Consider the following 15,664-nt stretch of genomic DNA (forward strand, 5'->3'; position numbering starts at 1 on the left):
ATTTTCTAGGGATTGTCCTCTTAAATTCTATAGTATCTTGTTTAACATTGAAACGAGAATCCAGTTTCAAGCATTGAAGTGACGAATCAAGAGCTGCTTTTATTCCACCACTCTCAACTACTCGAGTAGTGGACAATGGAATACGATTACTTTCGTTTATACTAATCAGCACGTCAAATTCTATGCTATTATTGTGTTGTTTGATGTTGCTAGCTCTAATTTTACCATTTCCAAACCAAAACTTTATAGAATTACTCGCATCATGATTGATGTCTGCAGAATCAGGCAAAATAGCAAAATTCGCGTTGTTTACAAATCTAGAAAACGCATTTTTGATGTCGTTAAATGTACCGTAATGGTCTATATGGTCGTCATTAATACTTGTTACAACAGCAATATCTGCAGGAATTTTTAACATAGTTCCATCAGACTCATCAGCCTCAATTAAGAAAATGTCACTTTTGCCAAGTTTTGCATTACTCTGATAGGAATTTAATATTCCTCCAACAATTACAGTGGCGTCAGCACCAGAATGATCAAAAATGGAAGCAATCATAGCTGTCGTCGTCGTCTTGCCACTTGAACCTGAAACTGCTATCACATATTTACCTTTCATAATTTTAACCAGCATGTCTGACCTATGCAAAACGGTTTTATTGTTATTTCTTGCTGCAACTAGCTCCACATTATCAGGTTTTATTGCGGAAGAATGTACAACTATTTGAGCTTGTCTAATACTACTTGCATCGTGACCAATATAGACCTCTATACCTAATTTTTGTAACCTATCTATATTGTCGTTTGATCGCGTATCACTGCCTTGAACTTTATAACTGGAATTATGAAGAATTTCAGCAATTGCGCTCATTCCAATTCCACCTATACCGATTATATGTATTACTTCTTTTTTAGTGCTGTGCATATTTGGCAGTAGACGTTTACTTATTACTAAATTTATTATAGTATAATTTAAAATCCTCATGGTATCGAACCATTTCACTAAGTACAATGATAAAAAAACTAGCCTTTCTATGTCTAATATTCGTTTTGATGAGTAGTTGTAGTTTTAGCAATAGGTGTAATCACACCGCAGGTCATTATAAAATTGGCAATAGCTATACAATAAATGGTATCACCTACCACCCAAAATACTGTAGCTGTTATGAGGAAGTAGGAATAGCATCGTGGTATGGAATAGAAGATCATGGCACAATTACAGCTAACGGTGAAGTGTTTAATCGTCACTTGATTTCTGCAGCACATAAGACCTTGCCCCTACCCTGCTTTGTTCGTGTTACTAATTTAGAAAATGGAAGAAAGCTTGTTATAAGAGTTAATGATAGAGGGCCATTTGTTGAAGGTAGAATAATAGACTTGTCAGAAAAAGCAGCACAAGTTTTAGGACTTCATAAGTCTGGGCTTGCGAAGGTAAAAGTCGAGTACTTAAGAAAGAGGTCAGAACAATTGATACAAAATACTCCTCATTACAAAAGGCAATATGAAAAAGAAATGCAGAAACGTCACCCAAAACAAAACAATGCAGAAAGTAAGGGATATGTAGCATTTTTTGTAAACGCTCAGGTAGCTAAATCAGCTGCATCAAAGCTTCGTAATCAAGGAATAGAAAATGTTAGATTGCTTTTCAAGAATGATCAATATTGCGTAAAAGTAAGTTAAAACCTGCATTACAGATTGTGTAGCATGACAGAAACTATTTGACAAATGAGAATGTTCCAAAAGCATGTGCGTTAAATTGAGAAACTATCGTGAAATATAGCAATATTTAAGATTGGTATTTTATTTGTTACATTTCAGGTAGTGACAGCTACCTCAGATGTAGCTGTAAAAAATAATCTACCACTTAAGAAATTTCATTAAAAAAAATAGCATAATCTTATTTCTCTAAAAAATACTATCTTCAACTTGAATATGTTGAAAAATATTTTGCGTATTATCCAAAAAGTCATCCTTTATAGCAGCTAGCTCGGATTGTTTTTGAGATAGATTATCTTCTATTGTTCTATTAAAACAATCAAGATCATTGCACTTTAGTTGAGAGCGCATGTCTCTATTTTCATATAAACCTCGTATAACGTCATAATATGCTCGAGTTTCATCAGTTTCTGGTTGTTGCTTTTCTTTGAGTATTGCCTTTAATTTTGAATCTATGTCTAATTCTCTTTTTATAGCTTCAGTAGAATTTTTATGATATTTTTCATAATCTTCAAAACTTTTTAATATTTTACCTTTGATTTCATTTTGTAACATCTTTAGCAAATCTTTAGCATGAGGTTTTTCAATTTTTTCCTTCCACTCATCATACGTATATTCTTGTCGACTACCATATTTTTTATCTTTACACTCACTTCCTATGTTAAACAGCTCTTTGTTACAGATTTTATCACCCTTATAAAAGTAATCGCTTATATTAATTTTATCGCTAGTTAAAGTTTGTCTAATTGCTGCTTTATTTTCTGCAAGTTCTTCTCTGTACTTGCTAATGCAATTTAGTAATTCTTTTTTGCAATCTGTAGTCATAATCTAGCTCCTTTAATAAAATTAGACCTAATTTAGTGTAAAATAATTAATATTTTATTACTATTTTGGTTATAACTAAGATAGTAATGAGAAGTTCAGTGTCTACAAAGTTCGTTTAAACTATTTTCAAAATGGGTATAATATAATTTTAGGTTAATAAAATGAATTACGATGTAATCATTTCAGGTAGTGGGCTAATTGGTCTTATTACTGCTATTGGCCTGAGTAATGACTCTGTATCTGTAGCCGTAATTGAGAAAAATAGTTTACCACGTGCAGTTGATGATAATCGAGCATTTGCCATTTCTCAAGGATCAAAAAAAATACTAGAAAAATTAGGGATTTGGCGGCTCTTAGAAGGCGAAACTGAACCAATACTTGATATATGCATATTAGATGGAGATAGTCCATTTACTGTGCATTATGACCATAAAATGGTTGGTGAAGAGCCAATGGGCTATGTAATCAAGAGCGCTATTATATGGAATGCAATCAATAAAAATTTTTTGCATAAACTCAATATATATTCTCCACGTTCCTATAAAACAATCTCTTGTGACGAAGGATACATGGAAGTTACTCTTGATAATGATCAAAAATTGATATCGTCACTATTTATCTGTGCTGAAGGTAAAAACTCTAGGTTGCCAGAGTTGTTTTCTATACCAATGATAAAATTTGATTATAAACAAAATAGCATGGTATTTAATGTAAAACATGAATTACATCACCAAAACTTAGCTGTAGAGCGGTTTTTTCCTGGTGGTCCATTTGCAATTTTGCCAATGAAAGGTGGCTATACTTCTTCAATAGTTTGGACAGAAAAATGCGAAATTTCAAAAATGCTGATGAGCTTATCCGAAGAGGAATTTGTCATAGAACTCAAAAAAAGATTTGGTTCTTATTTGGGAGAAATTGAATTAGAGGGTGAAAGAAGATTCTATCCTTTGAGTTTTTCTTTTGCAAGAAAGCTGCATAAAAGCAGAATTTTGCTGATTGGCGATGCAGCACATTCAATCCACCCGGTTGCAGGTCAAGGACTTAACCTTGGAATGAGAGATGTAGAGAGTGTTATTAGACAAATAACTGCTGCAAAATCCTCTGGCATTGATGTTGGCAGTAATTATCTATTGAAGAAAATTTCATATGACAGATACTTTGATAATTTTACTATGGCACTTGCAACTGATGGACTAAATAGAATATTTTCCAACAGAATACTTTGCGCTCAAGTTCTGAGAAATCTTGGTTTAATGGTAGTTGAAAATTCAGATTTTCTTAAAAAAAGCTTCGTTCGACATGCTATGGGGTTTATATAAATCATTAGATTTCTTTCATCATAATCAGGTATCATTAGAGTAGTTGACACTGGAGCTCAAATTCCATAATGTCATGCCAGTGCCCAGACACTGGCATCCAGAAAAATTTATAAGCAAACTTGAGTTATGCTAAATTTGATGAAACGAAAAACTGGATTCCAGTGGGCTTTGTTGCACCACTCAAGGAAAGAACAGGCAGTTACTGATGGAATTTGTTATAAAATAGATATTTAGCCGACAAAGGAAAAATATGCCAATAAGAATGAAAGTCAGTAACTGCAATGAATATAACAAATTTCTTCAAGAAAGGGGAAATGTTTTTCATTATATCAACGATGCCATTGAAAATTGGTACGAAAATAGTCCAAAAGTAGCAGGTGGCAACAATGTCTACAGCGACAAAGTAGTGATTCTAATTCACATAATAACCTATCTATTCAGGATTGGTCTTAGGCAAACAGTGGGATTTATAGAGAAATATCTTGAGCAAATAGGGAAAATTTTGCAAATTATCAGCTATTCGCAGGCTTCAAGAAGGTTTAAAAAGCTTAATATCAAAATCAACGACTGCAGAGTTGATAAGAACGATATGGAAGATATTGAAATTGCTATAGATAGTACAGGTATCAGCATCTACAATAATATTCCAGGCCATAGTAAGGCAAATGGTACAGATAGAAAGTATCGCCGCTATGAGCAAACAAGATGTAATGCTAGAGATAGGTAGTAAAAAAGTTATAGCTGCAAAATACAGTAGTGGAGTTTATTCCGACCACTATGGAGCCTGTGATCTTATTGAAAGAGTGGATACCAAGTATAACATAAGCACGATATATGCAGATAGATCGAAAGAAGTTATACAAACTGTGCGATGAGCTTGACATAAAGACAAGGATTCCTCCGCAAAATAATGCAGTAGAGCATCCAAAGTTGGATTATATGAATGAGAGAAATTCTACAATCAAGCTCATAAAGTCATATGATGAAGATGGTATGAAGAGGTGGAAAAAAGAGATAAATTATTGGAAGAGATCTTATATAGAAAGTTTTTTCTCGCGACTGAAGCAAATATTTGGATTTAGTTTTAGGAATAAATCTGAGATTAATCGTGAGAAGGAACTGCTACTCAAGTGTTATTTGCTTAACAAATTTACTGAAATAGGCATGGCTAAGTTTGATATGGCTTCATGAATTTATTATACATTACCCACTATCCGAAGAGCTGTGCAACAAAGCCATCCCAGTGTCAAGCACTGGGATGACAAGAAGAAAGAGTACTGGCATTACATTAAATGATTCTCCTTATTTTAGCATTAAACGCGATGAAGAAAATCATTTATAATCGCTATAGCAACTAGTGTTGAAACCTGACGTACCTTTTGGCTTGACAAACGAGAGTTTTTATCTGATTTGACAACAAGGGCTTCTAGATGACTTTGAAAGTAAATATTACTATGCTTATCTTCGATAGCTTCTATTAATCCGTCATTGGCAAACGCTGCAATTTTATATCCAAGTAGCTCTAGCCTTCTTCTATTCTCTGTAGTATTACTTACTGTACCTGAATGAGCATTCGGAAAATAAGTTGAAAACCAGCCATTTTGATTAGGTAGTAAAAATCTAGCTACCACTTTTTCCAAACTACTACCTGGAACAATTTTTATCTGCTGAAGAGGTATATTCTCTTTTTGTGGATAGGATGCTGATTTTAAATGATTCTTCTCATCATTAACAACATTTGTTATTTCAATTTCTTTTGCATGCATAATGTCTTGTAAACCACCGCATATGGCAAGCAAATGAATTGTAGGATTGTCATCTACTATTTTTACAATTGCTTCATTCACAAGCTGGCGGTAAGGGTTAAGAGCTGAATGAAAGTTATCTGAAATAAATATTCTGTTTATCTTTTGCTCTTTGATAAATTTTGCAACTTCAACTTTTATTCGATCTAGTATCAGCTTTTTTGCCAATATTTCATCTTGTTTTGCGAACTCTTCTTGGATTTCTTTTAGATTAATTATTTTGTCGTAGTCAATGAATATAGTTTTAACCCCAAAATTATTGAATATCTCATAGATATTTTGAGATTCATCTGTTTGCAATAAACCAACAATTATATTATAATTTACTGCATTTTCCACTGTCAAAGCAGGTAATTCTTTGTTTACTTTTTCACTATAAGCGATATTACTTAATAGTAGAAATGTAATTAATAGTATATTAAATATTCTATTGTAACATTTATACATTATTTCCTAAATAATTATATTAATATTATAATATATTATAGAACATTAAGAAAAAGAATGTGGCCTGAGCAGGAATCGAACCAGCGACACAAGGATTTTCAGTCCTTTGCTCTACCAACTGAGCTATCAGGCCAACTACGTACTTTCATTTTTAGATAAAAAACGTTATCATGTCCATCAAAAGTTTTTGAAGTATAGAAACAAAGAATGAACATTAGTAACAAAATAGGAATTTATCCTGGTACATTTGACCCCATAACTTTTGGGCACCTTGACATAATAAAAAGAGCATGTAAGCTAGTCGATAAGTTGATAATTGGTGTTGCAGAGAATGTTAATAAACATACTAATTTTGACATAAGACTGCGCACAAGCATGGCTAAAAATGAAGTGAAAGGAGCAGGAATTGATGCAGATATTATATCCTTTAATGGGTTGCTAGTGAAGTTTGCCAAAGAGCAAAATGCTTCTGTTATTATTAGAGGACTGAGAGCAGTATCGGATTTTGATTACGAGTTTCAAATGAGTTGGGTAAATTATAAGCTCTTTCCTGAAATCGAAACTATATTTCTTCCTGCATCTGAGGATACTCAATTTATCTCATCAAGTTTTGTAAAGGAAATAGCGAGATTAGGAGGAGATGTTAGCAACTTTGTGTCAAAAAGTGTCCAAAGTGAATTGATTAATCTAAATAGGGTAGAAAATGGAGAATAAGTATTTGTTGTCTTTTTTATTTCCAAACGAGTATGTTAGATGTGTAAAATATTGTAAGCTAAAGGAGAGACATGTTAAAAGTGAGGGATAATAATGTAATAGTTTGCTGCCGTGGTGATGAAAATGATGATGGTTCTGGTCATCCAATAGTATACTTACACAAAGAAGGAGAAATGTATTGTCCTTATTGTAATAAGTCAATGGATGAAATAGTGAGTGCCGAAGAATTTCAATCTGTTGAGGTGAAAGTAATAAGCAAGAAGGAAAGAACCAAAGGTTAATAGTACTTCATTTTTTTAGCTTATGTAAATAGCAATGAGAGGGGCAGTAAAAATGAAACTATCCATACGGTCGAGTACTCCTCCATGGCCTGGTATAATACCTCCACTATCTTTAACATTGTAAACTCTTTTGATGAGTGACTCAGTGAAATCTCCAAGTTGGGCTAGAATAGCAACTATCAAACCAATTATTGGAGAATAAAAAATTGGAAATAAACTCAAAAATATTGAGCCAAAAATTGTACACACTATTCCAGCTAAGACTGCACCAAAAAGTCCTAACCAAGTTTTCCCAGGGCTAATGATTGGACAAATTCTAGTTTTACCAAAATTTTTGCCGAAAAAATAGGCAGCAATATCGATGCTCCAAATAGTTAAGATAAGCCATACTAATGCATATTTTCCCTGTGGTAGATTATATAGGCATATTAGCGAGGCATTTGGTAGTGCGATTAATAGTAATGCGAAAATGTATAAGATTCTATTGCCCTGAGTTAGATTATACCATTCAAAAGAAGATAAAACTGCAATTGAAAAAATTAGTAGATAAAATGATAAATCACTGAAATATGTAGCAAAAGAAAATATGAGTAATATTACTATTGAGGACAATATTCTAACCATAAAGTTATTATCTACCATATTTTTTTTCTCTTTTTGTATAATCTTCTAGTGCTTTGGTCAAATCTTGACAAGAAAAATCGGGCCACAAAGTATCACAAAAATACAATTCAGCATAAGCTGCTTGCCATAATAAAAAATTGCTTAACCTTTTTTCGCCACCAGTGCGAATTAATAAATCCAATTTTGGCAAATCTTTAGTATACAGAAATTTTTCAAATTCCTCTTCCAATACGCAATCAATATTTCCTTTTATGACGTTGTTGATAGCATGTATAATTTCCTGCTTTGCTCCATAACTAACTGCAACAGTGAGTAATAGACCATCGTTCTTATGTGTCACTTCTTCTGCTTTTTTGATTTGATCGAATATTTTACTGGGCAATAGACTTAAATTGCCAATAAAATTTAACTTAATGTTACAATTGTAAATGAATTTCATTTTATCTTCATTAGTTAAAGTGTAGTAAAATAAATTAAATAGGTAGTCTGTTTCGTTTTCAGATCTGAGCCAATTTTCCATGGAAAATGCATACAAAGTTAAGTAAGGTATGGCCAGGACTGTGCAATGCTTAGCAATATCAAATGCAACCTCACTGCCTTTTCTATAGCCATCAATTTTTACCCTTCCTTGATTGTTTGCCCACCTACCATTACCATCCATAATAATTGCTAGATGTTTTGGCAGAGATTCTAGATTCAACATTTGAATTCAACCTGTTCTAATTAGCTTAATGTCTATATCTCTGTATGAAACGTTCACTATATCCACCTAAAACTATATTATTACTGAAAAATCATTGATAGTCTATATTACAAAAATTTTCTCAACCTCGGTGTCAGCTGCCAGTGATTTTACTAAGAAATATGGCAAAAATGGTCTAAATTGAGCGTGTTTTCTTAATTTGATGCGTAGGTTCTGTCGCATCTATAAATTGTAGTACAAGAAGATTGTAAAAACTGGAATTATGAGAGTTATAGAGCCATTAACATAGCAAAATTTTCAAAAGTAGAACCATTATCATTAGCTTTAATAATTTGTCTTTTTTGAATCATACGAATATTTTCTATGCCTGTGATGGTAATCTTTGCAGAATGGAAGCTTTTAAACCCAAGCATTGGTTTTATTAATTTTTTGATAAATCTATGATCTTGTTCAACAATATTATTTAGATATCTTACTTGAAAAACCGTGATTCTATAAGGTTCAGGAATTTCCGTATTCAAGTCATCAAGAGCAGCAATATTACTGCCGCTTTTATCAATTACTACTTTCTCAGGAAGATTATTCCTTCTAAAGGCTTTACGAAAGAATGCAAGTGCTGCAGACTTGTCTCTACGAGTACACAGCAGAAAGTCTACAGTATTGCCGAGACTATCTAGTGCTCTGTATAGATAAACCCATTTACCGTTTAATTTTATGTAGGTCTCGTCCATTCTCCAGCTACTGCCAACCTGCTTCTTCCTTTTCCTCAACTCTTCATCTATCAGTGGCACAAATCTGATAATCCACCTTTGTAGCGTAGCATGATCAATTTTCGCTCCTCTTATACTCATCATTTCTTCCAAATCTCGATAGCTCAAAGAAAATCGACACTTCATGTATACTGATAACATTATTATCTCTGCTGAAAAGCTAAATCCTTTGAAATAGGGCAATAATTTTGGACTAATACGCAACATCTTTGCTTTTTTAAAGATGATTATATTACTTCTTTTCTATTTTCCTACAAATGAAACTGACTTCGCTCTATAGATGCGACAGAACCGAATTAATAATAAATGAAAAAGAAGCAAAAATAGTAGGGCACATATTTGAAAGATATTTGGAGCTAAAATCAATGGCAGAATTGGCAAGGGAGTTAAATAGTCAAGGATACCGGACAAAATCAGATATCTTTAAAAAAGCGACGGTAAGGAGAATAATAACAAATCCAATATATATGGGAAAAATCAAACATTATGAAAAAGAGTATGAGGGAAAGCATGAAGCAATAATAGAAGAAGAAAAGTGGCAAAAAGCGCAGGAATTGATAAGGAATCAACCATATAGAAAAGCAAAATATGAGGAAGCACTGCTTAGGGGAATAATTAAGTGCAAGAGCTGTGATGTGAATATGACACTGACATATGCAAAAAAGGAGAATAAGAGATATCGATATTACGTATGCAACAATCATTTAAGGGGAAAAGGTTGTGAATCAGAAAACCGAAATGTAATAGCAGGAGAAGTAGAAAAAGAAGTGATGAGGAAAGCGGAGCAGATATATGAAAATTGGAGAGAAAAGACCGAAGAAAAATGGGAAAATTTAAGTTTTGGAAAGCAGAAAGAAGTAGTGAAAAAGTTAATAAAGGGAGTAATGATAAGAGAAGATGGAATAGAGGTACATTCTGAGTCAGAGGAAACATTTATACCAATAAAAAAGAAAGGAAATAAATGCACAGTAGTAGAGCCAGAAGGGAAAACAAATAATGCACTACTGAAAGCAGTGGTGAGAGCTCACCTATGGAAACGTCAGCTAGAAGAGGGAAAGTATAGAAGTGTTAAAGAGATGAGTGCCAAAATTAATATAGGTACAAGACGTATACAGCAAATTTTGAGATTAAATTATTTAGCTCCAAAAATAAAGGAAGACATAGTAAATGGGAGACAGCCAAGAGATTTGAAGCTAGCTTATTTAAGAGAAGTACCAATGTTATGGAGTGACCAATTGGAGAAGTTTTACGGCTTAGAATCTCAATTTACAAAAGCAATAGGCAATGGAAAAGACTATGTGCCAGAAAACCAATACTTTAAAACAAAGAATTAAGGTAAACTAGTTTTACAGGAACTGATACTTAACTATGTAATAAAAATAGTGATAATCTTAAACATACATATGAAACGATTCCAGAACTCCAAAGTTATTGCGTAAGAACCTGATAGCCCTTCTCCCGCTGAATCATGTGGTGGGTCTGATAAAACCCCAACTATGGATTAGCCAGCAAAGAAAGGCATAGAAATAGAGGGCTTTTTCGACTGCATGGAATAGGAAATCAGAACAGAAAAAACATGAATTAGGAAATTTGTTGGCGATCTGTGTCTTGTGTGCTCAATCTCAAATTTGTTTTTCAAGGAGTCGAAAACAGTCTCAACAATCGATCTTTTCCTTAGTAAAATCTTCTCTTTAAGTGAAATGAGTACGTTTTTCATACCTTTTTTTACTTTAGTGACGAGTTTTAGGCCTCTATCAAAGAGTTTCTCAAAGAGCTCTTTCTTTATATAGCCCTTATCTCCAAACAAAAGTCCGGTCAGTCTTTTAGTGAGAGTTGGCACAGGTTTTCTGTCATCAACGTTACCTTTGGTTAGAGTAAGTGATTCCAATTTCATTAATTACCAAGTGCAATTTAAAGCCAAAAAACCAACCATATGTGCTCTTACTAATTTCTGCCAAACCATCAAAAACTTTGTTCTTGGAGATTCTTTTTTTGTGGCAAACAGCGATTGTAGAAGTGTCTATGTAGGCAATACCTGTCATTTTTGCTTGTTTGCAGAACCATTGCAAAAGTAATCCATAAAACCCGTGATTTAAGAGCGATAAATCGGTCATATGTTGGCAATTTAGAAAACTCAGATTTATAAAGTGGCAGATAAAGTAGGTAAAAAGCTTTGAAACTTTTGCAAGGGGATTGATGATATAATAGAATTATGGTGAGAATTTCCGAAGTCCGTTATTCTAGTGGGTTTTCTTCCTTTTGATAGGAGCATATTAGCAAAATTATCATCGACTGTGCGACAAAAATCCTCGACGCAACAGTAAAGTTCTGTAATATCTTTCTTCATGGGTAACCTCTTAATTATTGATAAAATACTTGAGCTTACCCTGTTTTCCTCTTCTTAGCTGCACTTTTATCTCTTTATTTAATCCATAGTTGGGGTGATAAAGGAAATTCTGTAGGTATCACAAAAGTCAATTCAATCAAACACAAAAGGCTATACCTATAAAAGAATAAACATCAAGAGAGAAAAATAATTTCTTTAGAAGAATCTCTAAATTATTAAGTCAACACTTATCCCCCTACTATTTCTTCTCACCTTGAGAGTATAGTTTATACCTAAGAAAATCTTACTTTGAAGATACATCAATTTTTTTACCCTCCAAGACCTTTCTTTTGTTTACTAATTTTAGTTGACTTCATTAACACACTACTATTTCTTTCGAAGCTCCCACCTTTTGCAGCTGGTCTAAACTATCGATTGGCCTCATAAGAGTAGATGGGACACCTGATTCTTTCACTACAAAATTTGATTGTTTAATAGTTTCAGCTGACTCTATAAGTATTCTACCGTTTCTTTCAAAACCTTTATCGTTAACAGCTTGTAGAACACTTTTTCCTCCTAAAAAGCAGCTTTCTCCTAGACTTGATTTATCTTTTAATTTGTTAAACTTCTCCTGGTTCTCTCCATCAAGCTTTACTTTTATTATATTACTATCACTAGGATACAGATGAATACTAATCTCGCCTACTTCAGTGGTAAAGGACATTTCAATGCTATCTCCTAAGACATCTGTATAATTTCTTTTTCCTCCTATATTTTCAACTCTTACTATACTCTCTCCAATCTGTAGGATGCTACTTTCTATACTAAAGTTTTCATTCACCTTACTATTCATAACCTTTCCAACTTCAACAATACTGTTTTTTGGCCACCTAAAAAGAACAAGATTGTTATCTACTTCTACTTGCAGATCATCATCTTGAACTTGTTCATTCTTATTTATTAAACCTTCATATGCGATACTTTTCAGTTTGTCCTTAATTTTTTTACACTCTGTAAAAATAGGCTCATCACTTCCCCACATAGTTTCACCTATCATTCTATCATTGTAAAAATCAGACTCTATTTTTGCACCTGCTAATAGTAGCTTATTGACAATATTGAATAAAGGTTCTAAAGCCTCTTCCCACTCATCTATTGCCTCTTCCCCATTGTCCTTATAACGTGATATAGTAGTAGGAGTTATACGCATAACACTGCTAGCATTAGCAATGTCAATTATTTTTTTAAATATAAAATTCGACACACTACGTTCATAGTGATCACAGCGTAAATTTAGCTTTATTTTTCTTTTCAAATGTTCATCTATTAAACGTTCCATCTTTTCTAGAGTGACCTTTGCAGAACTTTCGTATCTATTTTCATGAAACTCTTTCATTATACTTTCCATCTTGTCATGAAATTCATCAATCGAAACTTTTTCGCTTTCAGTTAACAGATTTGCTAAATTCATTAAAATTGAATTCTCTGGAATAAAAGAACTTTCAACAACAGTATTGTTGTCTTCAACAACGGACTCATGCCAGTCATCAGTTTGTTCTTGATCTAACAATGATGGACTAGGCTCCAGAGTTTGCTGACCAAAACGTTCCATGTGCTGTTCTTCAGTAGCTAATCCACCATTTGCATGAACTTGCTTAGTTCCTAAAATATATTCTAATATCATAATCCCTCAATCTATAGATATATTATGTACATAATTAGCATGAATAAAAGCTAATGCAAGTATAATTTTTCTAATACCAATTTCCGTTAGTTATGAAACACATGAAAAAGAGCTGTTTTTGCCTATAATTGAGAAGTTAAACAAATTTATCATTTGCGTTCCCAACAATGAGTGTTGGTATTAGCTGCATGATGCATACGCTACTTTTAAATTTGATCAAACTTAACTAAAAAAGTAGTGATTTTCAATAATTTACCTACAATCTAATTCATAGTTGGGGTTAGAACAGTGTTACAGAACTTGATTATATACTAAAGCATAATCACTCTAGATGCAAAAGTGGTTAGCTGCATAATTTACCTAGCAATTTCTCCCCTAGAGTCAGAAACTCTTCTTAACTCTTCACGTTCTGTCCATTTGTTGTTAGACTCGCTTATTACTTCAGGATGCATTAATCCACCAGATCTAGCAAAAACACCTTGATCTATAGCTTCAATAACCGATAAACCTCCCAATAAGCAATTTTGCCCTATTTCTTCATGACTTGCTATTTCTTCAAATAGATCTTCATCGCTCACTTCTACTCTTATCAATTTTTTATTGTTCTCATCAGGATATAATCTAACTTCCAATTCTCCCAAACTAGTATAGAAAGTTAATACTATACTGCTGCCTTCTGTAAGATCTGTATAATTCCTTATGCCATCTTCAGTTTTAATTTCTACTTCACTATTACCGATCTTTACTATATTTCTTCCACACTTTACATCTCCATCTGTTAGACCTAAATCCCTTGCCCCATCTGTTATCTTTATAATGTCTATTTTACTATCTTTAGAATATTCTAAGTAAAAAACGGAGTTGTCTACTCTTGCATCTTTTAGCTCGCTATTGGTTGCACTTTTTGCGATTTCAATAAACTTATGAGAATTGCTAATATAATCTCTATAAGCTTTTTTTAGGTTAGTTTTATGCTCTTTAAATTCTGATGTCAGTGTGTTAGCATCAACTGTATTACCAAACACTGCCCCTTTTGATACTAATTGACATATTATATTACTAGCAACTTTAGGATTTTTTTCCAACTCACTGATTTTTTTCATCACATAATCGGTAAAAGTGTACTCATTACCTGAAAAGAAATCTTGTGAAAGAGAATAGTTTAATCGTACACCAGACTTTATAGCATCGTTTACAATCTCTTCAAGTTCAGCCATGTTTTGAGCCTGAAACACCTTATCAGAAAACTCATTTAACTTTTCCTTTTGATTTGAGGTTAAATTAACGAGTAATTTACTGACCTGTCCTTTCTTTTGCTGACGATAAATATTTATACCATAATCTAATGCTCCTGCTTCTAGAAATATTTTTCTTAACTCTTGAGCAAGATCTTCATTATCCCAAGCAAAACGATCAACATACGAAAACACTTTTGATTCACCCATTCCTTGCCTAATATTTAGCACTACTTTTAGGTCTGAATCTCTTTTATGCTTACTTAAAAACTCCTTTAAATTTTTAGTGCAGTCTGAATCGAGTACAAGTAAGTCATACAATTCCTTATTCAACTTTTTCTGTTTATCAGTTAAAAATAATTCTTCTATATTATAGCAGAGTTTATTAGTTGCTATTTGTTGTGGAGTTTTGCCCTTTCTACTTGTTATATTAGGTTTAGCTCCTTTCAAAAGAAGAGAGTTTGCATTATCGTGGTGACCTTTGGCAGCAGCAAGGTATAATGGTGTTTTTCCTTTATTATCTTGTATGTTAGGATCTGCGCCTGCTTCTAAGAGTAAATCTATAGCCTGATTTCCTGTGCGACGAAATCCACCAATGTTTGCTCCTGCAATTGCATGCAATACTGTTGATTGAGATTCTCCTCTTCTTAGGTTAAGAATCACTTTTAAATCTTTATTGTTTTTATTATCATGTAAAAATTCTTCAAGGGGCTCAGTATTATCAAATGAACCACAGTTAGAAGCTAAACATTTTAGAGCACTAAGTAACTTTTTGTTTAAAATTTTTTGACTTGGCGTAAGATCATGGTCCAGAGCAAACCAAACACAAATTTGTTCACTTAATCCAAGTTTGCTATCTATCAAAGATAATGGTTCATTATAGTTTCTGACTGATGGTAAGTCTCCTGAGTACCACATATCATTCATCAGCTCATTTAATAAATGCTCTTTAGATGATAGATGTTCTATAATGGACTCATATTCGAAATCATATAGTTCTGATTTGGATTTTGGCTTTAGTAGATTGATGATAGATTTTACCATCCCAGTAGACTCACTCATACTTACCCCTTAAGCTAAGATATATGATATATTGTATGCGATATGTAACATTAAGTCAATAACCATAATCTTTTTACTGCTCACGTCGTTAAGCTTTTGTTAAGTTTTTATGGTGAGTAACAATGGAGTATATAGAGAGGTTAAAAGTTGCTTATG

At 33.0% G+C, this 15,664-nt stretch carries 11 protein-coding genes, 1 tRNA gene and 4 pseudogenes; 6 read left to right on the forward strand and 10 right to left on the reverse strand.

What is annotated here, in order from left to right:
• Window positions 1–153: 153 nt before the first annotated feature.
• Window positions 154–982 (reverse strand): annotated as a pseudogene (locus tag CAI20_RS05670) (Mur ligase domain-containing protein); the annotation flags it as partial.
• Window positions 983–1,008: 26 nt separating this feature from the next.
• Here CAI20_RS05670 and CAI20_RS05675 point away from each other — a divergent pair.
• Window positions 1,009–1,677, forward strand: coding sequence for a septal ring lytic transglycosylase RlpA family protein (locus tag CAI20_RS05675; RefSeq protein ID WP_012481726.1), 669 nt, complete (start codon window positions 1,009–1,011; stop codon window positions 1,675–1,677).
• Window positions 1,678–1,902: 225 nt separating this feature from the next.
• Here the strand turns inward: CAI20_RS05675 and CAI20_RS05680 are convergent, their stop codons facing one another.
• On the reverse strand, window positions 1,903–2,538 hold the full coding sequence (locus CAI20_RS05680) for a hypothetical protein (protein ID WP_149168936.1): 636 nt from the start codon (window positions 2,536–2,538) through the stop codon (window positions 1,903–1,905).
• A gap of 161 nt (window positions 2,539–2,699) precedes the next feature.
• Between CAI20_RS05680 and ubiH the strand changes: the two genes are divergently transcribed.
• The gene (ubiH, locus tag CAI20_RS05685) at window positions 2,700–3,857 is read left to right on the forward strand and encodes a 2-octaprenyl-6-methoxyphenyl hydroxylase (protein ID WP_007302833.1); all 1,158 of its coding nucleotides are present in this window, start codon (window positions 2,700–2,702) and stop codon (window positions 3,855–3,857) included.
• A 250-nt stretch (window positions 3,858–4,107) separates the two neighbouring features.
• Window positions 4,108–5,048 (forward strand): annotated as a pseudogene (locus CAI20_RS06940) (IS5 family transposase).
• Window positions 5,049–5,170: 122 nt separating this feature from the next.
• Here the strand turns inward: CAI20_RS06940 and CAI20_RS05705 are convergent.
• Both CAI20_RS05705 and CAI20_RS05710 read right to left on the reverse strand, forming a co-directional pair.
• On the reverse strand, window positions 5,171–6,109 hold the full coding sequence (locus CAI20_RS05705) for a gamma-glutamyl-gamma-aminobutyrate hydrolase family protein (protein WP_007302834.1): 939 nt from the start codon (window positions 6,107–6,109) through the stop codon (window positions 5,171–5,173).
• 60 nt (window positions 6,110–6,169) lie between these two features.
• Window positions 6,170–6,242: transfer RNA gene (locus CAI20_RS05710), tRNA-Phe, on the reverse strand.
• Window positions 6,243–6,316: 74 nt separating this feature from the next.
• Between CAI20_RS05710 and coaD the strand changes: the two genes are divergently transcribed.
• On the forward strand, window positions 6,317–6,823 hold the full coding sequence (gene coaD, locus CAI20_RS05715) for a pantetheine-phosphate adenylyltransferase (RefSeq protein WP_007302835.1): 507 nt from the start codon (window positions 6,317–6,319) through the stop codon (window positions 6,821–6,823).
• Between the two features lie 71 nt (window positions 6,824–6,894).
• Window positions 6,895–7,104 carry a zinc-finger domain-containing protein gene (locus CAI20_RS05720; protein WP_007302836.1) on the forward strand — a complete coding sequence of 70 codons (210 nt, stop codon included), beginning with the start codon at window positions 6,895–6,897 and terminating at the stop codon, window positions 7,102–7,104.
• A gap of 15 nt (window positions 7,105–7,119) precedes the next feature.
• On the opposite strand, the gene CAI20_RS05725 is transcribed toward CAI20_RS05720, so the two are convergent.
• The 3 genes from CAI20_RS05725 to CAI20_RS05735 all read right to left on the reverse strand — a co-directional run bounded on the left by CAI20_RS05725 (window position 7,120) and on the right by CAI20_RS05735 (window position 9,408).
• A complete protein-coding gene (locus CAI20_RS05725) occupies window positions 7,120–7,746 on the reverse strand; it encodes a phosphatidate cytidylyltransferase (RefSeq protein ID WP_007302837.1) in 627 nt (208 codons plus the stop codon).
• Window positions 7,736–8,431 (reverse strand): polyprenyl diphosphate synthase, encoded by a 696-nt coding sequence (uppS, locus tag CAI20_RS05730; RefSeq protein ID WP_007302838.1) that lies wholly within the window; start codon window positions 8,429–8,431, stop codon window positions 7,736–7,738. The genes CAI20_RS05725 and uppS overlap by 11 nt, the downstream gene beginning before the upstream one ends.
• Before the next feature lie 269 nt (window positions 8,432–8,700).
• A complete protein-coding gene (locus CAI20_RS05735; protein WP_149168876.1) occupies window positions 8,701–9,408 on the reverse strand; it encodes an IS6 family transposase in 708 nt (235 codons plus the stop codon).
• A gap of 86 nt (window positions 9,409–9,494) precedes the next feature.
• On the opposite strand from CAI20_RS05735, the pseudogene CAI20_RS05740 reads away from it, so the two are divergent.
• Window positions 9,495–10,463: pseudogene (locus CAI20_RS05740) on the forward strand (recombinase family protein); the annotation flags it as partial.
• A gap of 239 nt (window positions 10,464–10,702) precedes the next feature.
• Here CAI20_RS05740 and CAI20_RS05745 read toward each other — a convergent pair.
• The 3 genes and pseudogenes from CAI20_RS05745 to CAI20_RS05755 form a co-directional block, all read right to left on the reverse strand.
• A pseudogene (locus tag CAI20_RS05745) lies at window positions 10,703–11,548 on the reverse strand (IS982 family transposase).
• A 355-nt stretch (window positions 11,549–11,903) separates the two neighbouring features.
• Complete coding sequence (locus CAI20_RS05750) at window positions 11,904–13,211, reverse strand: hypothetical protein (RefSeq protein WP_019236482.1); 1,308 nt, start codon at window positions 13,209–13,211, stop codon at window positions 11,904–11,906.
• 356 nt (window positions 13,212–13,567) lie between these two features.
• Window positions 13,568–15,508 carry an ankyrin repeat domain-containing protein gene (locus tag CAI20_RS05755; RefSeq protein ID WP_149168924.1) on the reverse strand — a complete coding sequence of 647 codons (1,941 nt, stop codon included), beginning with the start codon at window positions 15,506–15,508 and terminating at the stop codon, window positions 13,568–13,570.
• Window positions 15,509–15,664: the final 156 nt, after the last annotated feature.

It is taken from the genome of Wolbachia endosymbiont of Chrysomya megacephala (assembly GCF_008245065.1).
Lineage (GTDB): Bacteria > Pseudomonadota > Alphaproteobacteria > Rickettsiales > Anaplasmataceae > Wolbachia.